This window comes from Pseudomonas sp. LAMO17WK12:I10 (assembly GCF_900215185.1).
GTDB classification, from domain to species: Bacteria; Pseudomonadota; Gammaproteobacteria; order Pseudomonadales; family Pseudomonadaceae; genus Aquipseudomonas; species Aquipseudomonas chlororaphis.
Window position 1 is genome coordinate 1 of the sequence record NZ_OBDX01000033.1, and the last position, 25,185, is coordinate 25,185.

23 protein-coding genes, 1 tRNA gene and 4 pseudogenes are annotated in these 25,185 nt (G+C 63.6%); 4 read left to right on the forward strand and 24 right to left on the reverse strand.

All coding sequences use genetic code 11. The features are described 5' to 3' along the window. Positions 1-271, forward strand: a 271-nt coding sequence (locus CRO75_RS27130; RefSeq protein WP_143504082.1) for a transposase, incomplete at its 5' end; no start/stop codon positions are given. A 490-nt stretch (positions 272-761) separates the two neighbouring features. On the opposite strand, the gene CRO75_RS27135 is transcribed toward CRO75_RS27130, so the two are convergent. The 11 genes and pseudogenes from CRO75_RS27135 to CRO75_RS27180 form a co-directional block, all read right to left on the reverse strand. Next, positions 762-2,240 carry a DUF1254 domain-containing protein gene (locus CRO75_RS27135; protein ID WP_097139378.1) on the reverse strand — a complete coding sequence of 493 codons (1,479 nt, stop codon included), beginning with the start codon at positions 2,238-2,240 and terminating at the stop codon, positions 762-764. Positions 2,241-2,477: 237 nt separating this feature from the next. Then, positions 2,478-2,597 (reverse strand): annotated as a pseudogene (locus tag CRO75_RS33360) (metal/formaldehyde-sensitive transcriptional repressor); the annotation flags it as partial. Between the two features lie 290 nt (positions 2,598-2,887). Beyond that, positions 2,888-3,493 (reverse strand): annotated as a pseudogene (locus tag CRO75_RS27140) (integrase arm-type DNA-binding domain-containing protein); the annotation flags it as partial. A 106-nt stretch (positions 3,494-3,599) separates the two neighbouring features. Continuing rightward, positions 3,600-4,007: pseudogene (locus tag CRO75_RS27145) on the reverse strand (DUF927 domain-containing protein); the annotation flags it as partial. Between the two features lie 71 nt (positions 4,008-4,078). Further along, a pseudogene (locus tag CRO75_RS27150) lies at positions 4,079-4,465 on the reverse strand (Arm DNA-binding domain-containing protein); the annotation flags it as partial. 168 nt (positions 4,466-4,633) lie between these two features. Next, a tRNA-Met gene (locus CRO75_RS27155) sits at positions 4,634-4,710 on the reverse strand. Between the two features lie 78 nt (positions 4,711-4,788). Next, positions 4,789-6,252 carry an amidase gene (locus tag CRO75_RS27160; RefSeq protein WP_097139380.1) on the reverse strand — a complete coding sequence of 488 codons (1,464 nt, stop codon included), beginning with the start codon at positions 6,250-6,252 and terminating at the stop codon, positions 4,789-4,791. A gap of 61 nt (positions 6,253-6,313) precedes the next feature. Next, positions 6,314-7,348, reverse strand: a complete 1,035-nt coding sequence (locus tag CRO75_RS27165) for an extracellular solute-binding protein (RefSeq protein WP_097139382.1) — start codon at positions 7,346-7,348, stop codon at positions 6,314-6,316. 27 nt (positions 7,349-7,375) lie between these two features. Beyond that, positions 7,376-8,185 carry an ABC transporter permease gene (locus CRO75_RS27170; RefSeq protein ID WP_177409792.1) on the reverse strand — a complete coding sequence of 270 codons (810 nt, stop codon included), beginning with the start codon at positions 8,183-8,185 and terminating at the stop codon, positions 7,376-7,378. Next, complete coding sequence (locus tag CRO75_RS27175; RefSeq protein ID WP_097139386.1) at positions 8,182-9,102, reverse strand: ABC transporter permease; 921 nt, start codon at positions 9,100-9,102, stop codon at positions 8,182-8,184. Before CRO75_RS27175 ends, CRO75_RS27170 begins: the two co-directional genes overlap by 4 nt. 15 nt (positions 9,103-9,117) lie before the next feature. Beyond that, positions 9,118-10,236 carry an ABC transporter ATP-binding protein gene (locus CRO75_RS27180; protein WP_097139389.1) on the reverse strand — a complete coding sequence of 373 codons (1,119 nt, stop codon included), beginning with the start codon at positions 10,234-10,236 and terminating at the stop codon, positions 9,118-9,120. 238 nt (positions 10,237-10,474) lie between these two features. Between CRO75_RS27180 and CRO75_RS27185 the strand changes: the two genes are divergently transcribed. From CRO75_RS27185 to CRO75_RS27195, 3 genes are all read left to right on the forward strand, one after another. After that, the gene (locus tag CRO75_RS27185; RefSeq protein WP_097139391.1) at positions 10,475-11,380 is read left to right on the forward strand and encodes a LysR substrate-binding domain-containing protein; all 906 of its coding nucleotides are present in this window, start codon (positions 10,475-10,477) and stop codon (positions 11,378-11,380) included. Between the two features lie 123 nt (positions 11,381-11,503). After that, positions 11,504-12,721, forward strand: a complete 1,218-nt coding sequence (locus tag CRO75_RS27190; protein ID WP_097139393.1) for an MFS transporter — start codon at positions 11,504-11,506, stop codon at positions 12,719-12,721. A 130-nt stretch (positions 12,722-12,851) separates the two neighbouring features. Beyond that, positions 12,852-13,568, forward strand: coding sequence for an MOSC domain-containing protein (locus CRO75_RS27195; RefSeq protein ID WP_097139396.1), 717 nt, complete (start codon positions 12,852-12,854; stop codon positions 13,566-13,568). Positions 13,569-13,581: 13 nt separating this feature from the next. Here CRO75_RS27195 and gspM read toward each other — a convergent pair whose 3' ends face one another. From gspM to gbpA, 13 genes are all read right to left on the reverse strand, one after another. Continuing rightward, a complete protein-coding gene (gene gspM / locus CRO75_RS27200; protein WP_097139398.1) occupies positions 13,582-14,052 on the reverse strand; it encodes a type II secretion system protein GspM in 471 nt (156 codons plus the stop codon). 3 nt (positions 14,053-14,055) lie between these two features. Further along, positions 14,056-15,150, reverse strand: a complete 1,095-nt coding sequence (gspL, locus tag CRO75_RS27205) for a type II secretion system protein GspL (protein WP_097139400.1) — start codon at positions 15,148-15,150, stop codon at positions 14,056-14,058. Between the two features lie 4 nt (positions 15,151-15,154). After that, on the reverse strand, positions 15,155-16,027 hold the full coding sequence (locus tag CRO75_RS27210) for a type II secretion system protein GspK (protein WP_097139402.1): 873 nt from the start codon (positions 16,025-16,027) through the stop codon (positions 15,155-15,157). Further along, a complete protein-coding gene (gspJ, locus tag CRO75_RS27215) occupies positions 16,020-16,622 on the reverse strand; it encodes a type II secretion system minor pseudopilin GspJ (RefSeq protein WP_097139404.1) in 603 nt (200 codons plus the stop codon). The genes CRO75_RS27210 and gspJ overlap by 8 nt, the downstream gene beginning before the upstream one ends. Continuing rightward, complete coding sequence (gene gspI, locus CRO75_RS27220) at positions 16,619-16,993, reverse strand: type II secretion system minor pseudopilin GspI (protein ID WP_062824634.1); 375 nt, start codon at positions 16,991-16,993, stop codon at positions 16,619-16,621. The genes gspJ and gspI overlap by 4 nt, the downstream gene beginning before the upstream one ends. Further along, positions 16,977-17,459 (reverse strand): type II secretion system minor pseudopilin GspH, encoded by a 483-nt coding sequence (gspH, locus tag CRO75_RS27225; RefSeq protein WP_097139406.1) that lies wholly within the window; start codon positions 17,457-17,459, stop codon positions 16,977-16,979. Before gspH ends, gspI begins: the two co-directional genes overlap by 17 nt. 1 nt (position 17,460) lies before the next feature. Continuing rightward, entirely contained in the window at positions 17,461-17,895 is a 435-nt protein-coding gene (gene gspG / locus CRO75_RS27230; RefSeq protein ID WP_009045575.1) for a type II secretion system major pseudopilin GspG, read from the reverse strand. Positions 17,896-17,907: 12 nt separating this feature from the next. Continuing rightward, on the reverse strand, positions 17,908-19,122 hold the full coding sequence (gspF, locus tag CRO75_RS27235) for a type II secretion system inner membrane protein GspF (RefSeq protein WP_097139408.1): 1,215 nt from the start codon (positions 19,120-19,122) through the stop codon (positions 17,908-17,910). A 2-nt stretch (positions 19,123-19,124) separates the two neighbouring features. Continuing rightward, positions 19,125-20,609: a type II secretion system ATPase GspE gene (gene gspE / locus CRO75_RS27240; RefSeq protein WP_097139409.1), complete on the reverse strand. Its 1,485-nt coding sequence runs from the start codon at positions 20,607-20,609 to the stop codon at positions 19,125-19,127. Next, positions 20,606-22,510 carry a type II secretion system secretin GspD gene (gene gspD / locus CRO75_RS27245; RefSeq protein WP_097139411.1) on the reverse strand — a complete coding sequence of 635 codons (1,905 nt, stop codon included), beginning with the start codon at positions 22,508-22,510 and terminating at the stop codon, positions 20,606-20,608. The genes gspE and gspD overlap by 4 nt, the downstream gene beginning before the upstream one ends. Continuing rightward, entirely contained in the window at positions 22,507-23,055 is a 549-nt protein-coding gene (locus CRO75_RS27250) for a type II secretion system protein N (RefSeq protein ID WP_097139413.1), read from the reverse strand. Before CRO75_RS27250 ends, gspD begins: the two co-directional genes overlap by 4 nt. Continuing rightward, a complete protein-coding gene (locus CRO75_RS27255; protein ID WP_097139415.1) occupies positions 23,052-23,573 on the reverse strand; it encodes a cytochrome b/b6 domain-containing protein in 522 nt (173 codons plus the stop codon). Before CRO75_RS27255 ends, CRO75_RS27250 begins: the two co-directional genes overlap by 4 nt. Positions 23,574-23,636: 63 nt before the next feature. After that, positions 23,637-25,127, reverse strand: a complete 1,491-nt coding sequence (gene gbpA, locus CRO75_RS27260) for an N-acetylglucosamine-binding protein GbpA (protein WP_097139417.1) — start codon at positions 25,125-25,127, stop codon at positions 23,637-23,639. Positions 25,128-25,185: the final 58 nt, after the last annotated feature.

The window sequence follows — 25,185 nt, forward strand, 5'->3', positions numbered from 1 at the left end:
TGAACACCTTCGGCGCTATTGCGACCGCTACCGGATGCAGCCGGTGATTCCCTTGCGCACCATGAAGCGCAAGCCAAAGCCCGGCCTGCCCAGGCTGTTCGATAGGCCCAAGTACCGGCAGCGCAACATCATTGAGCGCATGTTCGGTTGGCTGAAAGAGAATCGACGGATCGGTACGCGCTACGACAAGCTGGCGAAAAGTTTTGCGGCGATGGTCTCACTGGCTTGCACCATGCGGTGTTTGCGACATTACTTTTCGTACACTGCCTAGTCTTCTCAAGGCGTTTTGGTAAGTGTTGATCCGCCCGCTACTGGATGACCGCGAGGTCGGAAGCGGTCTTTCATGAGCGTCCGCTTCTGGCCGAGGCTGTGTAAAAACGTTTTTGAGCGCGACAGATACTCAAAACCGGACTGGAAATCGCGCTTCTACGCGAAATCCACATCTGCTGACGTGCCGATAAATTTCAGATTTCATGTAGACTCGCACACTTCAATTTTGATGAAGCGTTTTTACACACTCTGGGCCGATTGCTGCCTGTCACGAAAGGCAGTAAACGCAAAGCTGCTGGTCAGCATCGGCTGAAATCGGCCGGCTGCTGCCCTTCGAGATAGGCAGAATGTGACCATTACTTGTCATAAGAGGCTAAAAGCCGAAGCAATTAATTACAGTAATACCTCATGAGTTCCAGTTCGTGGATGCGATATTTGCCGGTAGCAAGAAAGGAGAACCCCCGACAGATGCCGGGGGAACTGCGGGAGGTTTATTTCGATACCACGATACCCGCTGGCTTCCAGGTTCCTTCGCCCGCTGGTAGGACTGAAGGGGGCGTCTCTTTGGGCCAATAGAGGCGCATCACCAAATAAATCGGGCCGTCGGGCGCGGGCAACCAGTTACTTTCCAGTGCCTTGCCGGGTGAGGTCCGTTGGATATAGAGAGTCAGCGACCCGTCGGCATTTTTCTTCATATTGGGCAGCATGGGCGAGTTCAGTAGATAGCGGTCGATTGGGTTCTTGATTAAAAGCTGGGTTTTGCCGTCGTACATCGTCACCGACCAGAAGGCGTTCACGGGAGGTAGTTGCCCCGGCGGGAAAGTGAGGGTGTAGTTATGTTTGCTGCCATCCATTGGCTCGCCGGTCGCGGTGGTACGGGTGATGGGATAAGTGGCTTCCACTGCATCGTTGCCGTAAATACCGCCTTTGGCCCCGCCCGCGCGTTTCAACCAGTCCCCATTGTAGAAATGACGGTCGCCAAAGTACGAACCAATGCTCCAGCCATTGACATTCTTGAGTCCGCCGGACAACCACTTGTCCACCTTCTCGTCACCTTCCTTCATGCCCAGCAGGACTGCAGCCTTATGCTCGAGCGAGAGGTCTTTGAACTCAAAACTCTTGCCCGGTCCAATGCCGATTTTCGCGATTCGAGCCCGAACCTCCTTGTCTTCCGGTGTTGGCGGCACGTATTGGAGCGCGGCATCCAGATATTCGAAGAAATTCTCCTTGATCCCCGCAGTGCTGATTGAGGAGAAATTGATGACCGGCGATGCAGGCGGCGCTGGTTTGCCCAAAAACGCCGATAGCGGCTGCACTTTGTACCCTGACTGCACCTTCATCACATTCGGCATGTCCTTGGGATTGAAGAGCTGGGTTCGATAGCCGGCGACTGTGAACGGCGTGGTCGAATAGAAGACCTTGTCGATGCCTGCTGGCACCGCCCCCTTCCAGTCAGGTCCGACGACCATGTAATTGCCAGAGCCGTTACCCGTGGTACGGCTGCCGATGTAGCCGTAGTTGTAGGTATTGCCGTCGATCAGTTGCACTGAGTAGTAACGTTTTTTGTCCACTGCCGGTACCGAGAGCACCATGGGCTCGGCGCGAAGGTCCATCCAGAGGAACGAATAGGGGGTGTCGCTGTTGGGCGTGACGATGGCCGTGTCCTGGTAAGTAAAGACACGGGGCTCATTCTTTATCTGGTTAAAAGGTGCCTTGAACTGCGGACCGTTTTTATCCACGGCGTACTCATACATCACCGCATAATTCATTACGATCGGCAGCCCGTAGATGAAGGCATCCTCGGCGATGGACTTCGTCTCGGCGGGACTGGGCGCAGCTATGCCTTGGGCTTCATCTGCTTTCTCGGCCTGGGCCACGGGATCGTGCTTGCTGGCACAGCCTGATACAAGCGCCACCGCAGCGGAAGCGATGGCGATCCATTTCATGTAGGTTGAATATTTCGGTTTCATTGTTCATCTCTCCTGACCAAAATCATCTCTGCCCTGGATGTCTTGATTTGCGATTGAACACGTCGAGACTCCAGCTTGTTTAATGCCGATCTGATCGTAGGTCATTTAGCGAACTCCCGCTATTGGCCGGGTGCAGCCAATATCGAAGGTAAACTTTTCCTTTGGACAAACACTACTGAAGCGAAGCGGCACTTCTTTGTGCCTCCATTTGATTCTGAAAATCAAATGGAGGGCGAGCTCCCGCGCGTGATCCTCGATAGTTCATCAAACCGGTGATGGCTCCGCGAGTGGCGCCAACAAGATGCCGTGTTTTGGCGCAGTCGGGATCGATTCTAACGTCCGTGCAATGGCCTGGATTTTCTTTAAATACGAGGGGACGCGAAACGGCCTGAAGCGTCCGCTTTTGGCTGTGGATTCAACCGGTCGGCGCAGCCAACTACCGATAGAGCAGGTAGCGAAAGCCGGCTAGGTCCTCCACCGCACCCTAGCTTCGGCGCTTCAATTGCTGATCGATGAGACTCAGCTCTGCCTTGATCGCGTTTGCGGTGAGGCTCTGTATCGCTGTGCTTTTTCCCCAGCGAGAGCCTATGAGCTTGAGGAGGGCACTCAGATGGGGTTTCCTTGCCTTTCAGCGTTTCGGTACGACTATGCACGCCCTCCAAGGGGTTGTTGACGGCTCTGCCAGTTACACGAGCTAGGTCATAGATATCTTTGCAGTAAGCCCTCACGCGACTCATCTGTTCCAGAATTCCCTGGCGCTCAAGCCCTCTCAATAGCTCCATCCACTCCATAGACATGATCGAGGTATAGGGACGTTTACCTAGCGAGGAGAACACGTGGCGTTCGAGTGCGCCGAGTATCCTTTTGGCAGTGCCAGCATCCCAGCCGCTGAGGCGAGACGTATGCCATTCCCTGGCTAGCGCTTCAAAGGTGTCATTGGCTGCGTCAATGTCAGCCGTCTGACGAGCCTTCTTGGAGATGATTGGGTTCTTGCCCTCTGAGGCGTCTGCTCGCAGGTCTGCCGCTTTCTGTCGAGCGAAGGCGCCGCTTACTTCTGGATAGCCGCCGAGACCAAGCCAAGACCATTTGCCGTCCGGTTTCTTGTAGCGTAATTCCCAAGATTTTTGGCCGTTTGGTTTGACCCTGAAATACAGCCCAGGGCTGTCTAGTTCGCGGTATGCCCCGGCCTCAGGCTCCAGGCTGGAAAGTGTCGTATCAGCGAGAGGGCGTCGCTTGATATCGGCGCATTTCATCCGTGTATGCCTCCAGTTCAATTAGTCCTGAAGCATACACGTGGGCATACACGGTGGGGAAGGATAGGGGGGGATAGAGGTCAGCCAGAAACAAGAAAGCCCGCACTATCTGCTGATCCGGCAACAGGTAGGCGTTCCCATGCCACCCCAGGCGAGTGACCAGGCGGGCGCGTTCAACGCCGTCAAAGCCATTCAGGTAGCTTTGCAGGTCGTTGCGGGCATTGCGGCCTGATCGGGTGCCAGCCAAGCGCAAACCCATGTCCACAAGCGGCCCTAGAACCTCCTTGCCGAAGTCGCCCGCCATGCTCCGTCCGGAGATATTCCAGCGCTTCTTGTCCCCGTCCGGATCGTCCAGCTCGACCAGCAAGCCCCAGTTATGGCCCTTGTCGTCGCGGGTGCGAGCGAGGATTTCCAGACGCGAACACACCGGACGCGCCTCGCCATCATCACCGGCGTAGAACACTCCTTCGGAAGTGATGCGAAAGCCACCGAGCAACGTTTCTGTCTTGGGCTTAGTGGGCGGGGCTCCGGCAATCCCTGCCAGCGCCAGGACAGCGAGCCATTGGCCGAGTGCTGGCACCAGGTGGCTGTCCCGGCATCCCATGTCTTGAGCCGGGATGCGTGCCATTCACGGGCCAAAGCCTTGAAGGTGCTATTGCACGTTTCAAGTTCGGCAGCCTGGCGGGCCTGTTTCGTTGCCATGGGGTTCTTGCCCTCGGCAGCGTCGTTGCGTAGCTCGGCGGCTTTCTGTCGTGCCAGGGCTCCACCTACTTCGGGATAGCCACCAAGCCCCAGCCAGCTCCACTTGCCTGCTGGGGTTTTGTAGCGCAACTGCCAAGACTTCTGGCCATCAGGCTTGACGCGGAAGTACAGGCCGTTTCCATCCTGTTCCCGGTATTCCTTGGTGTCAGGCTCCAGGCCCGCCAGGGTGGTATCTGACAAGGGGCGGCGCTTGATCTCTGAGCGCTTCATAATCTTGTATCCCTTTGGTTCGATTTTTCATCAAGGATACACAGTGGGATACACGGCGGGAAGGTATAGGGGTAGACAGAGAGAGATAGCCAGACACAAGAAAGCCCGCACATGGCGGGCTTCTTGATGGTGTTTGTAGACTGCTGTATACAGTGGTAAACAAGTGTTTGGTGGCTACACAGGGACTTGAACCCCGGACCCCAGCATTATGAATGCTATGCTCTAACCAACTGAGCTATGTAGCCAAGTGGCGCGCATTATTCGCGTAGAACGGTAAGGCGTCAAGCGCTTTTTATAAAAAAATTATCTACGCTATCAACCGTTTATCCAATTCCCTCCTGTAGCAATGGCGATGGGCTGCGCTGGAACCAGCGGCTGGCCTGTTCGTAGGCGTGGGCCAGTTGCAGCACGGCGAAGTCGGCCCGGTGTTTGCCGATGATCTGCAGGCCCATGGGCAGGCCGTCTTTATTGAAGCCGGCTTGGACGTTGGCCACCGGGCATCCGGAGAGGGTGCCGGGGATTACCACTTCCATCCAGCGGTGGTAAGTGTCCATGGCCACGCCGTTGATGCTCTGGGGCCAGGCCAGGGTCTTGTCGAAGGGGAAGACCTGGGCGCTGGGCAGCAGCAGGTAGTCGAAATCCTCGAACAGCCGGGAGATCGCCCGGTACCAGTTGCTGCGTTGTACCGAGGCGGCGAACACTTCGCTGGCCGAGAGTCGCAGGCCGTTTTCCACTTCCCAGCAGGCTTCCGGTTTCAATTGCGCACGCTTGTCCGGGTTGGCATAGGCCGCGCCCAGGGAGCCGGCGACCATCCAGTGGCGCAAGGTGCGCCAGCTGCCCCACAGCTGCGGCATGGCGAAATCGGGCTGCGCCGGCTTGATGCGACAGCCGAGGCTTTCGAAGTCGGCAAAGGTCGCCTCGCACAACGCGAGCAGGCCCGGTTCCATCGGCAGGTAGCCGTTGAAGTCCCCCAGCCAGCCCAGCCGGGTACCCTTGAAGTCGCGCTCCAGCGGGGCCGTGAAGGCAGCGCCGGATTCGGCGATGGACAGCGGCGCCCGGGCATCGGCGCCGGCCTGTACCGACAGCAGCAACGCGGTATCGCGCACGCTGCGGCCCATGGGGCCTTCGTAGCCCAGCTGGTCGAAGAACAGGTCGCTGCTGTCGTCGAAGGGCACGCGGCCCTGGGACGGACGAAAGCCAATGACGTTGTTGAACGCCGCCGGGTTGCGCAGCGAGCCCATCATGTCGCTGCCGTCGGCCACCGGCACCAGATGCGTGGCCAGGGCCGCGGCGGCGCCACCGCTGCTGCCGCCGGCGGTCTTGCCGGCATCGAAGGCGCAGGCGGTGGCGCCGAACAGTGGGTTGTAGCTTTGCGAGCCGAGGCCGAATTCCGGGGTGTTGCTTTTGCCGATGATAATCGCCCCGGCGGCCTTGATCCGCTCGACCATGATGCCGTCGCGCGCGGGCACGAAATCCTTGTACAGCGGCGAGCCGAGGGTGGTGCAGATGCCCTGGGTCAGGGACAGGTCCTTGATCGCGTGGGGCAGGCCGTGCATCCAGCCGCGGTATTGTCCGCGGGCCAGTTCGGCATCGCGGGCGTCGGCCTGGGCCAGCAGTTGCTCGGCCGGTTGCAGGCTGACCAGGGCATTGACCCTGGGGTTGAACCGCTCGATATGGGCAAGATAAGTCTGCATCACTTCCCGGCACGAGACGTGGCGCAGGCGGATGCGTTCGGCGAGTTCGTGGGCCTGCAGCAGGAGCAGTTCGCTGATGTTATTGGAAATCATGGCAGGGCTGCCTTTCAAACGGCTGGAGAAGCGCCCCGCCGGGCTGGCGGGGCGGTACGGGTCAACGCATCAGGTTGGTCCACAGGCGGTCGGCCAGGCGGATCGCGCCTTCGCCGCAGGTCTGGCTGAACACCACCTTGGTGCCCTCGGGAATGTGCAGTTCAGGTGCGTCCTTGAGGCCGGCGTCGAGGAAACTGTCCACGCCCTTGACAGGGCTCTGGTGCTTGAGGAAGTTCTGGGTCATCGCGGCGTTTTCAGGCGCGCTGAGGAAAGCGATGAAGGCCTTGGCGTTCGCCGGGTTCTGGCTGCCTTTGGGTATGACCATGTTGTCGACCCAGGCCAGCACGCCTTCCTTGGGATACAGGTATTTCAGGCTGGGTTTCATCTCCCGGGCGCGCATCGACGAGCCGCCCCAGAACATCGACATGTCGATCTCGCCCGAGGCCAGGTTCTCGCGGATCGAGCCGGCCTTGGAGCTGTAGGTCTTGACGAAGGGTTTCTGCGCCTTGAGCAGGGTCAGCACCTGCTGCATCTGCTTGGGGTCCTCGCTACACAGCGGGATGTCCAGGTACAGGCTGGCCATGTCGATCACTTCGCTGACCGAGTCGAATATATTGATCCGACCCTGCAGCTCGGCCGGTGGCTGGTAGAGCACCTTGTAGCTGTCGGCCGGGCCTTTGTAGCGCTCGCCGTCGAGTACCACGCTGGTGGTGCCCCAGATAAAGGGCACGGAGTAGGCGCCCTCGGGGTCCCAGGTGGGCTTTTTCAGATTGTCGACGAGGCCGGCGTAGTAGGGGTCCCTGGCCGGGTCGAAGCGCTCCAGCAGCTGTTCCTTGACCAGGATCGGAACGAACTGGTGCGAAGGGATCGCCAGGTCATAGCCGGTGCCGCCCTGTTTCAGCTTGGCCAGCAGGGTTTCGTTGGAATCGTAGGAGTCCACCGTGACCTCGATGCCGGTCTGCTTCTGGAACTTGGCGAGGATCTGCGGCGAGAAGTAGCCGCTCCAGCTCACCACGTTGAGTTTCTCGGCGGCGTGTACACCCAGTGGCAGGCTCAGCAGCAGCGAGGTGCCGAGGCTTGCGATCAACTTGCTCATGTCTTTTCCCCAAGGTCAGTGGAAGGTTCAAGCGTGTTTTTTGCCCAGCAGATAAGAGAGACTGACGAACAGCACCGAGACGCCCAGAATCAGGGTCGAGACGGCATTGACGTCGGGTGTCACGCCCATGCGCAGCAGGCCGAAGATGAAGATCGGCAAGGTGGTGGTGCCGGCCTGGGAGACCATCATCGAGATCACGAAGTTATCCAGCGAGACGATGAAGGCCAGCATCAGACCGGAGACGATCCCTGGCATCAGCAGTGGCAGGGTGACCTTGCGCAAGGTGCGCCACGGGTCTGAGTAAAGGTCGGCCGCAGCCTGTTCCAGGGACAGGTCCATGTCGTTGAGCCGCGCGCGGATTGGCAGGTAGGCGAACGGAATGCAGAACACCGTGTGGGCGATGATCAGGTTGCCGTAGCCCAGGGACAGGCCGATGGTGGAGAACAGCGCCAGGGTGGCCACGCCGACTACGATTTCCGGCAGCACCAGCGGCAGCATGATGGCACCCATGGACAGTTGCAGGCCCTTGAACTTCGCGCCGCGGGAAGTGCCCAGCGCCGCCAGGGTGGCGATGGCGGTGGCGATCATGCTGGCACATACGGCGATCAGCAGGCTGTTGCCGGCCGCCGAACGCAGCGCCTGGTTGGCGAAGGCGGCGCGGTACCAGTCGAGGCTGAAACCGGTCCAGACCGTGGCCGACTGGTTGGCGTTGAAGGAGAACACCACCAGCACCAGGATCGGTGCGTAGAGGTACAGGTAGAACAAAAAACTGAAGCCGCCGAAGCCAGGAAAATCCTGTACGCCGAGGCCGTTTCGCTTGAACAGGCGCAGCATCACACACCTCCCTGAGCAATGCGCTGGCGCTGGGCGCGCAGGGCATACAGTGTCAGGACCAGTATCACCGCCGCCATCAGCACCAGCGACAGCGCGGCGCCGAACGGCCAGTTACGCGCATCGCTGAACTGCCGGAAGATCAGGTTGCCGAGCATCATCCGGGTGCCGCCACCCAGCAGTTCCGGAGCGATCATCGCCCCCAGGCAGGGCACGAAAGTGAGGATGGCGCCGGCCAGGATGCCCGGCCTGGCCAGTGGCAGCACCACCTTGCGCAGGGTGCGGATGCGCCCGGCATACAGGTCCTGGGCGGCTTCGAGCAGGCGGGTGTCGATTTTTTCCAGGGTTGCGTAGATCGGCAGCACCACGAAGGGCGCGTAGGTGTAGACCAGCCCCAGCAGCACCGCGCCGTCGGTGTAGAGCATTTGCAGCGGCTCGTGGATGACTCCCAGGCCCATCAGGCTGTTGTTGATCACACCGCTGCTGCGCAGCAACAGAATCCAGGCGTAGGTGCGGATCAGCAGGTTGGCCCAGAACGGCACGGTGATCAGGAAGATCAGCAGGCCGCGGCGCTGTGGCGGTTGCATGGCCAGCCACACCGCCACCGGGAAACCGATCAGCAGGGTAATCACCGTGGTCAGCCCGGCGATGCCGATCGAGCGCAGCGCGATGATCAGGTAGGAGTCGGCGAAGGCCAGGCTGTCGTCCAGTTGCCGCTCGAACAGCAGGGCGGTGTAGGCGTCGCTGCTGAAGACCGGGTCGACCCCGCCATAGGGGTTGGCCTGCATCAGCGAGTAGCCGATGACGATCAGGATCGGCACGATCAGAAACAGGGCGATGGCCAGCAGCGCCGGGCTGACCCCGAGAAAACTGTGCAAGGCCTTGCGCCGTTCCAGGGTGTTGGATAGCGATGATGTGTGCATGACGAACCCTCGTGCTCAATCCAGCAGGACACTGGCGCTGCCGCGGTCGAACAACAGGCCGGCCTGGCTGCCCACCGCGAAGCGCTGGCTCTGGTCGACGCTGTTGGGTGTGCGCACCGTGAGGCGCGAGCCATCGCTGAGGCTGACCTGGTATTGCAGGTCGGTGCCCAGGTAGACCTGTGCCTCGATCCGGCACGGCAGGGCGCCTTCGCTGCCTTGTGGCAGCAGGTGCAGGCGTTCGGGGCGTACCGACAGGGCCACGGTCGCGCCGACCCTGATGTCGCTGCATGGCTGGGCGGGCAGTGGATGGCCGGCCGGCCCGGCGAACCAGGCGAGGCCGGCTTCGACGCGGGTCACGTTGGCGTCGATGAAGTTGGTTTCACCGATGAAGTCGGCGACGAAGCGGTTGCGTGGACGTTCATAGATATCCTCGGGTCGGCCGACCTGCTGCACCTCGCCTTCCGACAGCACGGCGATGCGGTCGGACATGGTCAGGGCTTCTTCCTGGTCATGGGTGACGAAGATAAAGGTGATGCCGGTCCTGGCCTGGATGCTTTTCAGCTCTTCGCGCATGGCCTGGCGCAGCTTGAGGTCGAGGGCCGAAAGCGGTTCGTCGAGCAGCAGCACCTTGGGGTGGGGCGCCAGGGCGCGGGCCAGGGCTACACGCTGTTGCTGACCGCCGGACAACTGGCTCGGCTTGCGCGTGGCAAAGCGTTCCATCTGCACCAGGGCGAGCATTTCCCGTACCCGTTCGGCGATCTGCGCCTTGCCCAGCACCTTGCCCATGGGCTGGGATTCCAGGCCGAAGGCCAGGTTCTCGGCGATGCTCATGTGCGGAAACAGCGCGTAGTGCTGGAACACCGTGTTGACCGGGCGCTGGAAGGGTGGGCGGTCGGCGATGTTCTCGCCGTAGAGCAGGATCTCGCCCTGGGTCGGAAACTCGAACCCGGCGATCATCCGCAGCAAGGTGGTCTTGCCACAGCCGGACGGGCCGAGCAGGGTGAAGAATTCGTTGTCGCGGATGTCCAGGTCGATGCTTTTCAGCGCCACCGGCCCGGTGTGTGGATCGCCATAGACTTTGCGTACGGCGCGGATAGACACAGCCAGCGTTTGCAGCGAATGCAGGGCATTCATGCGTAACCTCCGATTCCCCCATCGCCCTTGGCAAGCGTCTGCACAACGCTGCGTGGTAAGGCCATGGATATTATTGTTCTGGGCAGGATCGAGATGTGTTCGGGTGTGTGGCGAGCCGGTCTTGCAGGCTCTTTATTGTTCTGCTGCAGGCGATTATCAGTGAGGGGTTGCGGGGGCGAAACTTCAATTTTAACATAGCAGCTGTTAAATAATTTAATAGCTAAAGGCGTCCCCAGCCATGCCTGAGCACCGTTTGCCACCGCTCAACGCGGTGCGTGCCTTTGATGCCGCCGCCCGCCTGGGCAGCTATGTCGAAGCCTCGAAAGCCCTGCACGTGACCCAGCCGGCCATTGGCCGCCATGTGAAGCTGCTGGAGGAATGGCTGGGCACGCCTTTGTTCGAGCGCACCTCGCGCGGCGTCACCCTGACGCCGGCGGGGGAGAAGTACCACCGCAAGATCGCCGTGGCCCTGCGACTGATCATCGAGGCCGGCAAGGACGTGCAGCCCAAGGCCGCCGAACGCTGGCTGCGGATCATGGTGGTGCCGGGCTTCGCCAAGCGCTGGCTGACCCCGCGGCTGGAAGCCATGCGGCATTTGCGCCCGGGACTGAAATTCGCCATCGAGCCCAACTCGACCTTCACCGAAGTGGACGCCAAGACCACCGACCTGGGCATCGCCTATGGCCTGGACGGGCAATACGCCGGCTCGCGGGCGACGCTGATCTGCCCACGGGTGTTTCCGATCTGCAGCCCGGCGTACCTGGCGAGCATCGACGCTGTCCACAGCCCGGCCGACCTGGTGAAGCACGAGCTGATCCACTTCGACGATGGCGAGTGGTGGAACATGTGGTTCGCCGCCAATGGCCTGGATATCCACCTCACCAGCGACCTGATCTACGTGAACAACGACCATGCACTGTCGGTGGCCGAAAGCGGCCAGGGCATCGCCCTGGCCAACGAAGTGCTGGTGCGCGAGGAGCTCAAGGCGGGCAGGCTGGTGCGGGTACTGGACGATCAGGTGAAGCTGGAAAGCTATCGGGTGTTGACCCCGTCGCAAGAGCTTTCGGCGGATGTGCAGTGGTTTATCCAATGGTTGAAAACCGAACTGGAGGCGGACTTCCCGGAGGCGTTGATCGGCCAGTGAGCGTGGGCAATCCAGGAAAATATTCAAGTCGTTAGCAAGCTAAGGGGATAGCCGCAGCGCATCGAAAAATGGCACATTGGCCACCCCTGCAACTGCGCATCCATCTGCTGTACGGAAACTCTCATGGCTATCAGCAATGTTCAGTCCGCCTCTGTGGCGACTCCCACGTCTTCCCACAGCAGCCCCCTGGTGCTGCGCATCATTGGCGCGGTGGCGCTGGCGCATTTGATCAACGACCTGATCCAGGCGGTGCTGCCGGCGATCTACCCGATGCTCAAGGCCAGCTACGGCCTGACCTTCACCCAGGTCGGCCTGATCACCCTGACCTTCCAGCTCACGGCCTCGCTGCTGCAGCCGTGGGTCGGTTATTACACCGACCGCCATCCCAAGCCGTACCTGTTGCCGGTGGGCATGGTCTGCACCCTGATCGGCATTCTGATGATGTCCCAGGTCGGCAGCTTTGCCTTGATCCTGCTGGCGGCGGGGCTGATCGGTGTCGGCTCCTCGACCTTCCACCCGGAAGCCTCGCGGGTGGCGCGGCTGGCTTCCGGCGGGCGTTATGGCCTGGCGCAATCGACCTTCCAGGTCGGCGGCAATGCCGGCACGGCCTTCGGCCCGCTGCTGGCGGCGGCCATCATCATTCCCTTCGGCCAGGGCAATGTGGCCTGGTTCGGCCTGTTGGCGGTCTTCGCCGTGGCGCTGCTCTACGCCATCAGCCGCTGGTACGCCAACCACCTCAAGCTGTTCAAGCTCAAGCAGGGGCAGGCGGCGACCCACGGCCTGTCCAGGGGGCGGGTGCTCAGCGCCCTGGTGGTGCTGGGGCTGCTGGTGTTCTCCAAGTATTTCTACATGGCCAGCCTGACCAGCTACTTCACCTTCTACCTGATCGAGAAGTTTGACCTGTCGGTGGCCAGCTCGCAGCTGCACCTGTTCCTGTTCCTCGGCGCGGTGGCGGCCGGGACCTTCTTCGGCGGGCCGATCGGCGACAAGATCGGGCGCAAGGCGGTGATCTGGTTCTCGATCCTCGGCGTGGCGCCGTTCACCTTGCTGCTGCCCCATGTCGACCTGTTCTGGACCAGCGTGCTCAGCGTGGTGATCGGCTTCATCCTGGCGTCGGCGTTCTCGGCCATCGTGGTCTACGCCCAGGAGCTGGTGCCGGGCAACGTCGGCATGATCGCCGGGGTGTTCTTCGGCCTGATGTTCGGGTTCGGCGGGATCGGCGCGGCGCTGCTGGGCCACTTGGCGGACATCCACGGCATCGAGTACGTGTACTTCCTGTGCTCGTTCCTGCCGCTGTTCGGCCTGCTGGCGATCTTCCTGCCGCGGACCCGAAAAGCCTGAGTGCAGGCCGTGAAAGAAAGGGCCCGAGACGTGCCGAGCTTGGGCCTGGCCGAAGAACCGCTGGCAGCTGCCGACAGTGAGTTGATCTGCCGGGAACATCCGTTCGCCGCTGAAACCATGGAGTAAGGTCATGACCCCTGAGCGTATAACCCTCGATGCCCTGTTGACTGGCCGCGCCGTGGCCTACAGCCGGCCGGGGTCCATGAGCGCGATTGCCAAGACCCCGCGCACCGGCAGCCTGCAGGTCGGTCCGCAGGGCCTGCTGGACGACGAGCAGGGCGACCTGCGGGTGCATGGCGGCACCGAGAAAGCCATTCATCACTATCCCCGCGAGCATTACGCCGCCTGGGCCGCCGAGTTGGGACCGCATGCGTTGCTGGAGCAGCCGGGCGCCTTTGGCGAGAACTTCAGCAGCCACGGCTGGACCGAGCAGAACGTCTGCCTGGGCGACCGGGTCCGGGTCGGCAGCGTGTTGCTGGAGGTGTCCCAGGGACGCATGCCGTGCTGGAAACTCAATGACCGCTTTGCCGTGAAAGACATGTCGCTGCGGGTCCAGCAGAGCGGGCGCACCGGCTGGTATTACCGGGTGCTGGAGGCGGGCAGCCTGAGCGCCGGGGACATGTTGCAGCAGGTCGAGCGCCCGTTCGAGCAGTGGCCGCTGTCGCGCTTGAGCGCGGTGCTGTTTTCCCGCGAGGTGGCACTGGAGGAGATTCGCCTGTGCCTGGAGTTGCCGCTGGTGCCCTCCTGGCGCCGCACCCTGGAGCGCCGGGTCGAGCAGGCGGCGGTCGAGGATTGGGGCCCGCGCCTGCAGGGCACTGAGCGGGTCGATGAGGAGTCGGCCCGCTGAGCGGCGGGCGCGATCAGTTCGCCTCCAGGGTCAGGCGCGCCTGGACCAGGGCCTGAGGGTCGACCTCCAACTGCAGCGACACCAGGTTGACGCCCTGGTTTTCCATCTCGTCCAGCCAGGTCAGCAGGTCTTGCAGCGCGCCGCCCAGGTTGAGATTGAGGCTTCCGGATTCTTCGCTGTCCATGCGTTCGATGCTCAGGTTGGCCGCGGCTGTGCTGGCGGTGATCAGGCCGGCCAGGGTCCGGCCGTTGGCCTGCGGGCCGCGGGCCTGGGTGGACGAAGAGAGCTTGAGCAGATCGGTTTGCAACTGTAGGGCCTCCTGGAACTGCTGTTCAGCCTGGCGCAAGGCCTGGCGCTGAGGACTCCAGAGCAGGGTCCAGAACAGCGTCACGGCCAGAAACAGGCTGAGCAACTTCAGGGCCAGGCGATCGCGGGCCGGTAGCTGTTGCCAGCGGTTCGAGTAACGATTGAAAAGGGTGGTCATGGGTTAGTCCGTGATTTTCAGGCGGGCGCTGACCCCGTCGGGAGCGAGTACGGCCGAGTCGGCCTGCACATTCGCGCCCTGCTGCGCGAGTGCTTCGCGCAGGCGTTCGAGGGTGGAGAAATCCGGCGCGTTGACTTGCAGGGTCCAGCCTTGCGCCTGTTGGTAGTCCAGCCGGCGGATCCGCGTATCGCCGCCATCGCTGCCGGTCCATTGGCTGGCCAGGCTGTCGAGCCGGCGCGCCAGGCTTAGCCGGGGCTGGCCGGCCTGCTGGGCACGGGCACGGGCACGGGCCTGGACCTGGCGGGCGAGGTCGATCACCCGGGGCTCGTCGGGGAAGCGCTGGCGCCAGAGTTCCAGGCTGGCCTCGGTCACCTCGGCGGCCTTGTGTTGCAGCAACCAGCGATGGCCCACGTCCTGGGCCACTTGAGCGCCGCAGGCGATGACCAGGATTGCCAGCAGCGCCCGCCATGGTGTGCGTGACGGGCTGCGCAGGGCGAATGCCCCCTGGCGCAGATCGATGGCCTGCGCGCTGCCCCGGGCCAACAGCGGCCAGGGCGTTTCCTCGCTGCGTTGCAGGTTGTCGGGCAGCAGCGGGGCCAGCTCTTCGAGGGCCTGGTCGTCGAGCGCCAGGCGTTGCTGGCAGGCCCCGCCGATCAGCCAGCGGTCGTGGCAGCGCAGGGCCAGGGCCTGGCTGTCCGGCAGGCAGTCGGCATCGACATGAATGTACTCGGCCGTCAGGCCATGGCGAGCCAGGCGCTCCAGCAGTTGCTCCAGCCACTGGCGTTGCAGGGCGAACAGCCGGCAGTGCCGGCGCGCCTGCAACGGCCCGCGGGCCAGGTGCAACTGCTCAGGGTCGTCCAGCAGCCGTTCTTCCAGTACCGAATGGATGGCTTGCTGCAACCAGCGGCCGCTGCGCGGTGGTACGTCGAAGCGGTGATGGCTGACGATTTCGGCCGGCAGCAACAGGGTCAGGCGCTGGCCGGCCAGCACCGCCGCCTGTTGCAGCGTGCCGTGCAGCGGCTCGCCGTCGGTTTGCCACCAGGTGACGGGCGAGTCGTCGTCCACGGTCACGGTGGTGAGGTAAAGCCAGGCTTGCATGGGGTTACTCCGGAAAACGGGAAGGGGCGGCGAGGGTGCGCTGCAGTACGCTGACCTGACCGTCCTGCTCGATGCGCAGGCGGCTGATCAGGCGCAATTGGCGGTCGCCCAGTTCGACATCCAGCACCGCCTGGAAATAGCGGCTGCTGACACCGAGCCCCTGGCTGTTGATCTCGTGCTGTTTCAGCGCGGGGGCGTCGAGAAACTCCTGCACCGTCTTGTAGCCATCGGCGGGACGTGCCTGCACCAGGGCGACGGCCTGGGCCAGGTCGAGCTGGCCCAGGCTGGCCAGTTGTTCGGCCGGGGCGGTGTTGAGGTTCAGGGCCCCCGGCGTGGTCCTGACCCAGGGGCGCAGGCGTTCCATGATTGCTGTGTCGACGCCTTCCAGGCGCATCAGCTCGCTGCTGTCGTTCCAGGCCAGCGGCTTGCCGTCGAAACCACGCACCGGCGGCAGGCGCCTGGGGTCATGGGACGGCAGGCCGAGCACTTGCAACAGGCGTTGATAACGCAGGCGACTGATGCGGTCGTTGGGCGTGCGCAGGGTGCCGAGGTTGAAACGCGCGCCGAGGTCTTGCAGCTGGATGCGGATACGCCCGCCGTCGATGTCGAAGGTCGGCGTGCTTTGGGCCCAGCGTTGGCCCAGGTGTACGCGCTTGGGCTCCGGTTCGCCCTGCCAGTCATCGCGCAGTTGGTCGCGGGCCCAGGCTTCGCCACTGAGCGCCAGTTGCCACAGTTGTTGCTGCAGCATCTGGTTGGAACTGCCGCTCAGGCTCAGGCGCTGGCGGGCCAGCATGTCACTGACGATCAGGGTCGCCAGGGAGGTGATCAACAGCACGCTGATCAGCGCGATGCCTCGTTGTCTACAGGCCTTAACCATGGTCCAGCCCCTTGACGCCCGGCAGCAGGATCACCCGCCGCAGGCCGGGATAACCCGGAGCGTCGAGTTCCAGCTCGATGGCCTGGGGCAGGCTCAGCGGTGCCTGGCCCACGGGCCAGCTGGGGTGGGCCCGACCCTGGTCGTCGATGTAGCGCAGGCGTTCGAGGCGGATGCCATCGAGCAGCAGTTGTTGCGCGGCAGTGCCGGACAGGTCGGGACCGTCCACCGGGCTGCGGTATTCGCGCAGCCATTGGCTGTCGCTCCAGCGATAGGTGACCAGCAGCAGGTCGTTGCGCGCCTGTTGCAACGGATTGCTCCAGCCGCCGCGTACCAGCTGGATGCGCCTGGGTTCGCCGATCAGGGCCTGGCGCGCCGAACTGCCATTGACCGGGTAGGCGATGGCCTGGGTCAGGTCGCGCTCGAAGATACCCACCGCGCGTTGCAGGCGCCGCAGTTGCAGTTCGTGCTGATGAATCCGCTGGTCGGTGTGCATCATGCGTTCGAGCAGTTGATAGCAGGCCAGGCCGAGCAGGCTGAACAGGGCCATGGCGATCAGCACTTCGAGCAGGGTGAAACCCTGTTGCCGGCGTTTCATGGGCGGGCCTCCAGGTAACCGGCCAGGCGCGCGCGCTGCCGGGGCATGGGGGCGTCGGTGGAGACTTCGAGCACGATCTTCAGCAGGCGCGGGTCGGGCGCCGCGGCGGTTTCGCTGGTCAGCAGCCAGTCGCGCCCGGCGAAGCGGATTGGTTCCTGGCGCTGGCTCTGGGGCTGGCGCATGCCGGCGCGCAGTTCGTTCAGGCGGTTGTCCGCCAGCCATTGCGCCAGGGTCCGTTCGCTGAGGCCGCCGTTGTTGCCGATCAGGTGTTCGGTGGCGCTGTAGAGCGACAGCGACAGCACGGCGAAAATGGCCAGGGCGACCATTACTTCCAGCAGGGTGAAGCCCGCCTGTTTATTGCACCGGGGCAAGACGCACCTCCTCGACACCGTCGCTGGACAGCGACAGCAGCGGTTGCTGGCGGTATTCCAGTAGCAGATTGAAGGGCGAGATCTGGTCGTTGGCCAGCACCCAGAGTTGCGGCTCCTTGCCCTGGCCCAGGCCTTTATTTGGGCCTCGTGGCTCCTGCAAGTTCAGGCGCAGTTCGCCGGGCAGCCGGTGTTCCTTGAAGCGTTTGTCGGCCTGCCACTGGCCGCCACGGTCGAGGCTCAACACTGTGTAGTGGTCGGGCTCCAGGCGCAGGCCGTGATTGACGTTGTTCAACACCGCGTCTTCGCGCAGCAAGCCAATGAGGTTCTGCAGGCGCTCGGCCTCGCGCCGGGCCTTCTGTCCGCCCGAGTCGCTCTGGACCAGCCCGACCATGCCGGCCAGCAAGCCGATGATCACCATGACCACCAGCAGCTCCAGCAGGGTGAAACCCGCCATTGGCTTGCGCACTTCAAGGCTCCCAGTTGCCGATGTCGGCATTGGTGCCGTCGCCGCCGTTGCGGCCGTCGGCACCGAAGGAGTACAGGTCGTAGGCCGAGCCTTCGCGACCCGGGGCGAGGAACTGGTAAGGGTTGCCCCAGGGGTCCTTGGGCAGGCGCTTGAGGTAGCCGTCGGGGTTCCAGTTGAGGGCCGCCGGCATGCCCGCCGGTTTCTTCACCAGGGCTTCCAGGCCCTGCTGGGTCGACGGGTAGTGGTGGTTGTCGAGCTTGTAGATTTCCAGGGCGGTGGCCACGGCCTTGATGTCGCTGCGGGCGGCGGTGACCTTGGCCTGGTCCGGGCGGCTCATGATCTGCGGGACCACCAGGGCGGCCAGGACACCGAGAATCACCACGACCACCATGATCTCGATCAGGGTGAAGCCGCGTTGGCGGGAAGGGTTGCGCATGTTGTGTGCTCTTCAGGTGATGAGTTGGTTGAGGTTGAGAATCGGCATCAGGATCGCCAGGACGATCACCAGCACGCTGGCGCCCATGAACACCAGCATCGCCGGCTCGAACAGCCCTACCAGCATGGCGATGCCGTTGGACAGCTGGGTCTGCTGCTGGTGGGCGGCGCGTTCGAGCATGCCGTCCAGTTCCCCCGAGCGTTCGCCGCTGGCGATCATGTACAGCATCATCGGCGGGAAATCGCCGCTCTGTTCCAGGGCCCGGGTCAGCCCGCTACCTTCGCGTACGGCACGCGCCACGTCTTTCATACGAGTACGAATCTGCTGGTTGGCGACCACTTCGGCGGAAATCTCCAGAGCATCAACAAGTGGCACGCCACTGCGTCCGAGAATCGCCAGGGTGCTGACAAAACGGGTGCTGTTGCTGGCCTGGATGACCCGCCCGATCACCGGCAAGCGCAGCTGGGCCTGATGCCAGCGCATGGCCAGGGCGGGCTTGCGCAGGGCCACGCGCAGGCCGGCGGCGAGACTGCCGAGCATCAGCAGCAGGAGCAGGCCGTAGTCCCGGGCGAAATCGCTGGTGGCGATCAGGCCGCGGGTCAGCACCGGCAGTTGCTGGCCACTGTCGATGAACACCTTGACCACATCCGGCACCACGAAACTGAGCAGGAAACCGACGATGCCGAAGGCCGCCAGCAGCAGGATGCTCGGGTACAGCATCGCCAGCTGCAGCTGCTGGCGGGCGGCATGCCGGGCCTCGGTGTAGTCGGCCAGTTGCATCAGCACCTGGGCCAGGTGGCCGGCGCGTTCGCCGGCGGCCACCGTGGCCCGGTACATCGAGGCGAAGGCGCGCGGGTATTCGCCCATGGCTCGGGCCAGGTCATGGCCTTCCAGCACCCGTGCGCGGATCGCCAGCATCATGCTTTGCTGCGCGCGTTTGCTGCATTGCGCGGCGACCGCGGCCAGCACTTCTTCCAGGGGCAGAGCGGCCTGGACCAGGGTTGCCAGCTGGCGGGTGAGCAAGGCCAGTTGCGCCGGGCTGAGGCGTTGGCTGCTGGTCAGCGTGGCGCCGGAGCGGTCCTTTTGCCCGCGGGCCGGCTTGACCTGCAGGGCGATCAGGTTGCGTTCGCGCAGCAGCTGGCGGACCTGCCGCGCGCTGTCGGCTTCCTGCACGCCGCGGGTCTTGCGCCCGGCGTTGCACATGGCGAGGTATTCGTAGGCGGCCACGGTCAGTGCTCCCGGGTTACGCGTAGCAGTTCTTCGACGCTGGTGACGCCTTGCAGCACCTTGTCCCGGCCGTTGGCGAACAGGCTGTGGGCATGCTGGCGCGCGTACTGGGTCAAGGCGGCCTCGCCAGCCCCTTCGTGGATCAACTGGCGCAGCGGTTCGTCGAACAGCACCAGTTCGTAGATGCCCTGGCGGCCGCGATAGCCGCTGTGCTGGCAGGCCGGGCAGCCGACCGGGTGATAGAGCACCGGGGCCTGTTGCGGGTCGAGGTGCAACTGGTGGCAGGCCGCGGCGTCGGCCGGCGCGGCGCTCTTGCAATCGCCGCAGAGCACCCGCACCAGGCGCTGGGCGACCACGCCGAGCAGCGAGGTGCACAGCAGGAAGGGCTCGATGCCCATGTCCAGCAGGCGGGTGACGGCGCCGATGGCGCTGTTGGTGTGCAGGGTGGACAGCACCAGGTGGCCGGTGAGGGAGGCTTGCACGGCGATGTCGGCGGTTTCCCGGTCACGGATCTCGCCGACCATGACCACATCCGGGTCCTGGCGCAGGATGGCGCGCAGGCCACGGGCGAAGGTCATGTCGACCTTGGTGTTGACCTGGGTCTGGCCGATGCCGGCCAGGTGGTATTCCACCGGGTCTTCGATGGTCAGGATGTTGCGCGTCTGGTTGTTCAGGCTGCTGAGCCCGGCATACAGCGTGGTGGTCTTGCCGGAGCCGGTAGGGCCGGTGACCAGCAGGATGCCGTGTGGGCGCAGCAGGGCGTCTTCCAGCTTGTCGCGGATCGCCTCGGCCATGCCCAGCCGCCCCAGGTTCAGGCGCCCGGCCTGTTTGTCGAGCAGGCGCATGACCACCCGCTCGCCGTAGGCCGAAGGCAGGGTGGAGACCCGCACGTCCACTTCATGGCCGCCGATGCGCAGGGCGATGCGGCCGTCCTGGGGGATGCGCTTCTCGGCGATGTCGAGCTTGGACATGACCTTGATCCGCGACACCAGCAGGCCCGCCAGTTCCCGGCGCGGGCGCAGCACTTCGCGCAGCAGGCCGTCGACCCGCAGGCGCACGGACAGGTGCTGCTCGAAGGTTTCCAGGTGGATATCCGAAGCCTTGACCTTGACCGCCTCGCCGAGGATCGCGTTGATCAGGCGAATGATCGGTGCGTCGTCTTCCTGCTCCAACAGGTCGGTGATTTGCGGCAGTTGCTCGGCCAGGCTGGCCAGGTCGTCCTGGCCGGCGATCTGGTCGCCCAGGCCCTCGGCCATTTGCATGGCGTCGTCGCGGCCGTCGCGATACTGCTCGGCCAGCCGCTCGGCGAAAGCCTCGGTGTCGAGTATCCGGTGGCTCAGCAGCGGGCCGTGGCAGCGGCGGATCTCGGCAAGTATTTCCACCGGCGTGTCGGCCCGGCAATAAAGCCGCAGGCCGCTCTCCATGGGTTCCAGCAGGACCCCATGGCGCTTGGCGAAACCGAAGGGCAGGCGCGCGACCGGGTTCATCGGAGTGGTTCTCTGGCGCGCATGTCGATGGTCCCATCCTGCGGGGCAGCATCGAACAATTGGCGCGAGTCGGCCGGCAGGGCCAGGCCGCTGCGGCTGTCACCGTTGGCGCGCAGCTGGCGCAGGTCGTTGTATTTACGCTGGCTGATGTTGACTGCATCGGCGCTACCCCGCACCAGGGTCGGCCGCAGGAAGACCATCAGGTTGGTCTTTTCGGTGACGTCCTTGGTGCTGCTGAACAGCCAGCCGATCAGGGGAATGCTGCCCAGCACCGGCACCTTGCTGACCTGGGTCTTGACGTTGTCCTTGATCAGGCCGCCGAGCACGATGATCTGCCCATCGTCGGCAAGAATGGTGCTTTTCACCGAGCGCTTGTTGGTGATCACGTCGCTGGTGGTGATGCCGGGAGGGGCGCTGGCCAGTTCCGAGCTTTCCTGCTCGACCTTCAGGCGCAGGGTGTTGCCCTCGTTGATGTGCGGCGTCACCTTGAGGGTCACGCCGACGTCCTGGCGCTCCACGGTGGTGAAGGGGTTGCTGGCGCCGGCGGTGTCGGTGGTGTAGGAGCCGGTCTGGAAGGGCACGTTCTGGCCGACGAGGATTTGCGCCGCTTCGTTGTCCAGGGTCAGCAGGCTCGGGGTGGACAGCAGGTTGTTCTTGGAGTCGCTGGACAGGGCCGTGACCAGGGCGGCGAAGTTGCTGGTACCGATGCCGATGATGGCGCCGTCCGGCAGAGTGATGTTCTTATCGCTGTCCGAACCCTTGCTCAGCAACGTACCGATCGACAGGCCGGTGCCGCTGAAGTTGGTGCCGCCGCCGACGTTGCCGGCGCGCGCGGCCCATTGCACGCCGAGGGCTTCGTTGATGTCGCCGCTGACTTCGACGATGGCCGCTTCCACCAGCACCTGGGCCCGTGGCTGGTCCAGCTGGGTTATGACTTTGTTGAGCATGCTCAGTTGCGCCGGGTCGGCCATCAGCACCAGGGCGTTCTGGCTTTCGTCGGCGCTCACCAGTATCGAGCTGCCGCCCTTGCCTTCGCCGCCCCCGCGGTTGCTGTCTTCCAGGCGCTTGCCGATGCCGTTGAGCAGCTTCGCCAACTGCTTGGCATCGCTGTGGTGCAGGCGTACCACCCGCGCGCTGTCGTTGGCGTTGCTCGGCACGTCGATGGCCTTGACCAGGTCGGCCATGCGTTGCCGGGCCTGGGCGGAGCCCGCGAGAATCACCCGGTTGCTACGGGCGTCGCCCACGGCCTTGGCGTCGCTGGGGCCGTTGCCGGTCTGGCTGATGCTTTCGTTCAGGGTGCGGGCCACATCGTTGGCCCAGGCGTGCTTGAGGGCCACGGTGCTGAACGAGCGATTGCCGGCCTGGTCCAGTTCGCTGACCACCTGGCGGATGCGCTCGACGTTGCTGGCGCTGTCGGACACCACCAGCGCGTTGGAGCTGGCCGAAGGCGCGACATAGGCATCGTCGCTCACCAGCGGGCGGACCACCCCGGAGATTTCCGCGGCGTTGGCGTTACGCAGGTCCAGGACGCGGGTCACGAACTCATCGCCCGATTGTTCGCTGGATTTGGTCTTGGCTTCCACCGCCGGCACGATCAGCACCCGGTCGCCCTGGTCCAGGGCGACGAAACCCTGGCTGCGCAGCACGCTGAGGAACAGTGAGTAGATACCGTCCTTGTCCAGTGCCTTGGACGATTGCACGCTGACCTTGCCTTGCAGGCGGGCATCGACCACCAGGGTCTTGCCGGTGATTTCCCCGACTTCGCTGGCCAGGTCGCGCAGTTCGGCGTCCTGCATGTTCAGCGTCCATAGGCGCTGGGTGGTGAGGGCGGCGTTACCGGGCAGGGCGTTCAGCAGGAGGCCGAGGCTGAGCACGGCGCCGGCAATCTGGGACAGTTTCATAATGTGTTCTCTATCGCTTGCAGAAGGGCCGTGGCTTTTGGGTCGGCGACCTGCGCAGGAGTTGTCTGGGGGCTGAGCAGGCGCAGCTGGCGCCCGGGCAGCAGCAGGTGCTGTTCACGGCCATTGCGCAGCACCACCACCCGATCGGCGCTGACGCTTTTAAGCAGCGTGCCGTCGGGCAGGCGATCGCCCGGGGAGTAGACGGCGCGACTGTCGGCGTACTGGATCAGGGCCCTGGATTGCCCGGGCTGGCTGCCCAGCAGGCTGGCGACCAGGACCAGCGGCAGGCTGGCCTGCGCGCTGTCGAATTCGACCGGCACGGCGCCGAAGACCCGGGCGATGTTGCGATCGTCCAGGGGCGCGGGCAGCAGTTTTTCGGCGCTGATATTGGGGGCCGCAGTCGGCAACGGCTGGCCTGCGACCACTTGCCGGTAGGTCCAGCTGTCGAGGCCCAGCCAGGCCAGCCAGAGGCCCAGGGCGAACAGGCTGGCGGGAAGGCCGCGTTGCCCGAGCCCGCGCGGGCGCCATGAGGAGAGGCTCTTCATGAGCGTTTCGGCAACATGCGTCTGAGCACGCCATGCCCGCGCCATTGGTGGAGGAGCACCGCGGCGATATGGCCGGCCACCAGCAGGGCCAGGGCCAGGCAGCTGTAGTGGTGAAGCTCTTCGAAAACGCTGATGGCGGCCGGGTCCTGCAAGGGTTGCGGGAGCCGCAGGCCGAACAGGTCGATCGGGCGCGACATCATCAGCACGCCGCTGAACAGCACGGTACCCAGGGTGATCAGCAAGGCGGCGTGGCCGGCTTGCGCCAGCGTTCGCTCGAGCGCGCTCTGGTGGGCAGGCGCCGGCGGGGCGGGATGACGCACGAGGTAGAACAGCCGCACGACGAACAGCGGCACCAGCACGCTGGTCAGCGAGACATTGATAAAGGCGATGGCCTGCTGGACCGAAGGCGGTGGCTGCAACAGGGCGCTGGCATAGCCGCTGATCGTGGCCCACAGCACAACGGCGGCGAACAGCCAGTGCAGCAGCCTGCGCGGTCTTGAGTAATGAGGGTGATTCATGGCGATTCCCAAGGTCCGCAACGCGGTGCCAAGGCACCACGCCGCGGTTGGTCAGGTTATGGATTACTTGCGAATCCAGGCGTCCTTCCAGTTGCTGCCAACGCCTGGCTCGTACTGAGTGGCGCTGGTGTTCCACTGGATGCAGTAGCCGCTGTAGGGGAACGGCTTGCACTCATAGACGTTGCCGTCCTTGGCCAGTACCTTGGTGCCGGCCTTGTAGCCGGTCAGACCCTGGGGGAAGACGTAGTCGTAGTCACCGCCGCCCACGTCCTCGGCTTTCAGGGTGATGCGCTGGCTTTGTTGCAGCTGCTCGCCTTTTTCCGGCTTGGCCACGACCACCACGTCATAGTCGCCTTCGCTGACGTTGCGCAGCGGGATGGAGAAGTGCGGGGTGTTGTTGCCGGCTGCCGCCTGTTGGTGGGCGATGCTTTCGCCTTTGCCGTTGAACACGGTGGAGGCGATGGTGTACGTGCCGCCCTGGGCAATGGCGTTGAAGTGCAGGTCGGTGGCGTTGTCCTTCAGAGTGTACTCGGCCTTGAGGCCGGAAAGTTTCAGCTCGCCAGGAATGCTCGGCTGCTCTTTCTGGATTTCCACGCGCACCACGTCGCTGTTGTTCTTGGCGTACAGGGTGTTCTTGCCGTAGTTGGGCACGACTTCGTTGTTGGCGTTGAGCTCGCCCATCACGTAGCCGGCATTGGCCTTGTTGACCTTTTCCGCCAACAGGAACGGCCAGGTGTTGGCGTTGGCCTGCTCGGCGGTCTCGATGTTCAGGCGGGTCTGGCGGTTCGGCTGTTCGCCGGCATTGGTGAACACGCGGGTGCTGACCTTGTCGCCGACTTGCAGTTGTTCAGGCTGCACCGCGCCAAGGATCTTCCAGTCGGGAATCGGCGCGCCATCGTTGTCGATGTTGACGTCGATGGCCTGGTAGAAGGTGGCGGCGGTGTCGGCGATTTTCCAGGTCGCCAGGATCACGTGGTAACCGCTGCGGTCAGCAGGAATGTTGACCTTGTGCTTGGTCTTGCCACCGGCCGGCGGACGCGCGCCACCGGCGTTTTCATTGAGCAGCGGGGTCATCTCGAAGGCTTCGCGGGTCAGCGGCTGGTTCGGGTTCCAGTCTTTCTTGGTGATGTAGAACTGGTAGTAGGCGCTGGCGTGACCGGCGGAGTAGTGCCAGGTGAATTCATTCATGCCCGGCTTGATCGTGGTTTTCTGCCAGCGGGTTGCGGTCTGCTCGTTGAGCTGGGAGAAGCTGGTGATGCCGCCGGCCGGGATGGTGCCGTTCGCCGGACCGCATTGGGTGAAGTCGCCCGAGCAGTAATCCTTGGGGTAGTGATGCTGGACCGATGGCGAGTACTCGACACTTTGCGGTTCGTAAGTGACGGGGCCGCAATCGCGGTTGAGGTTGCCGCCGTTCGCGGAGCACATGAAGGCACGGGACTTCGGACTTTCGACATAACCGTGGGCGAAGGCTTGCTGGCTGGCCAGCGAAGCCAGGCCGAGGGTGATGGCCAACGGAAGCTTGCGCATGACGCTGGCGCGGGTGTTATGAGGCATCGAATCACCTTGAATTAGGGATATGAAAGAGTCTTTTTTTGAGTTCTTCGATGCCGGC

Coding starts and splice junctions, on each gene's coding strand:
- CRO75_RS27190 (WP_097139393.1), top strand. CDS start 11,504: ATGGCTATCAGCAATGTTCAGTCCGCCTCTGTGGCGACTCCCACGTCT.
- CRO75_RS27195 (WP_097139396.1), top strand. CDS start 12,852: ATGACCCCTGAGCGTATAACCCTCGATGCCCTGTTGACTGGCCGCGCC.
- CRO75_RS27175 (WP_097139386.1), bottom strand. CDS start 9,102: ATGCACACATCATCGCTATCCAACACCCTGGAACGGCGCAAGGCCTTG.
- gspJ (WP_097139404.1), bottom strand. CDS start 16,622: ATGAAACGCCGGCAACAGGGTTTCACCCTGCTCGAAGTGCTGATCGCC.
- CRO75_RS27185 (WP_097139391.1), top strand. CDS start 10,475: ATGCCTGAGCACCGTTTGCCACCGCTCAACGCGGTGCGTGCCTTTGAT.
- CRO75_RS27165 (WP_097139382.1), bottom strand. CDS start 7,348: ATGAGCAAGTTGATCGCAAGCCTCGGCACCTCGCTGCTGCTGAGCCTG.
- CRO75_RS27210 (WP_097139402.1), bottom strand. CDS start 16,027: ATGGTTAAGGCCTGTAGACAACGAGGCATCGCGCTGATCAGCGTGCTG.
- gspD (WP_097139411.1), bottom strand. CDS start 22,510: ATGAAACTGTCCCAGATTGCCGGCGCCGTGCTCAGCCTCGGCCTCCTG.
- gspL (WP_097139400.1), bottom strand. CDS start 15,150: ATGCAAGCCTGGCTTTACCTCACCACCGTGACCGTGGACGACGACTCG.
- gspG (WP_009045575.1), bottom strand. CDS start 17,895: ATGCGCAACCCTTCCCGCCAACGCGGCTTCACCCTGATCGAGATCATG.
- CRO75_RS27180 (WP_097139389.1), bottom strand. CDS start 10,236: ATGAATGCCCTGCATTCGCTGCAAACGCTGGCTGTGTCTATCCGCGCC.
- CRO75_RS27160 (WP_097139380.1), bottom strand. CDS start 6,252: ATGATTTCCAATAACATCAGCGAACTGCTCCTGCTGCAGGCCCACGAA.
- gspM (WP_097139398.1), bottom strand. CDS start 14,052: ATGACCACCCTTTTCAATCGTTACTCGAACCGCTGGCAACAGCTACCG.
- gbpA (WP_097139417.1), bottom strand. CDS start 25,127: ATGCCTCATAACACCCGCGCCAGCGTCATGCGCAAGCTTCCGTTGGCC.
- CRO75_RS27135 (WP_097139378.1), bottom strand. CDS start 2,240: ATGAAACCGAAATATTCAACCTACATGAAATGGATCGCCATCGCTTCC.
- gspE (WP_097139409.1), bottom strand. CDS start 20,609: ATGAACCCGGTCGCGCGCCTGCCCTTCGGTTTCGCCAAGCGCCATGGG.
- CRO75_RS27255 (WP_097139415.1), bottom strand. CDS start 23,573: ATGAATCACCCTCATTACTCAAGACCGCGCAGGCTGCTGCACTGGCTG.
- CRO75_RS27250 (WP_097139413.1), bottom strand. CDS start 23,055: ATGAAGAGCCTCTCCTCATGGCGCCCGCGCGGGCTCGGGCAACGCGGC.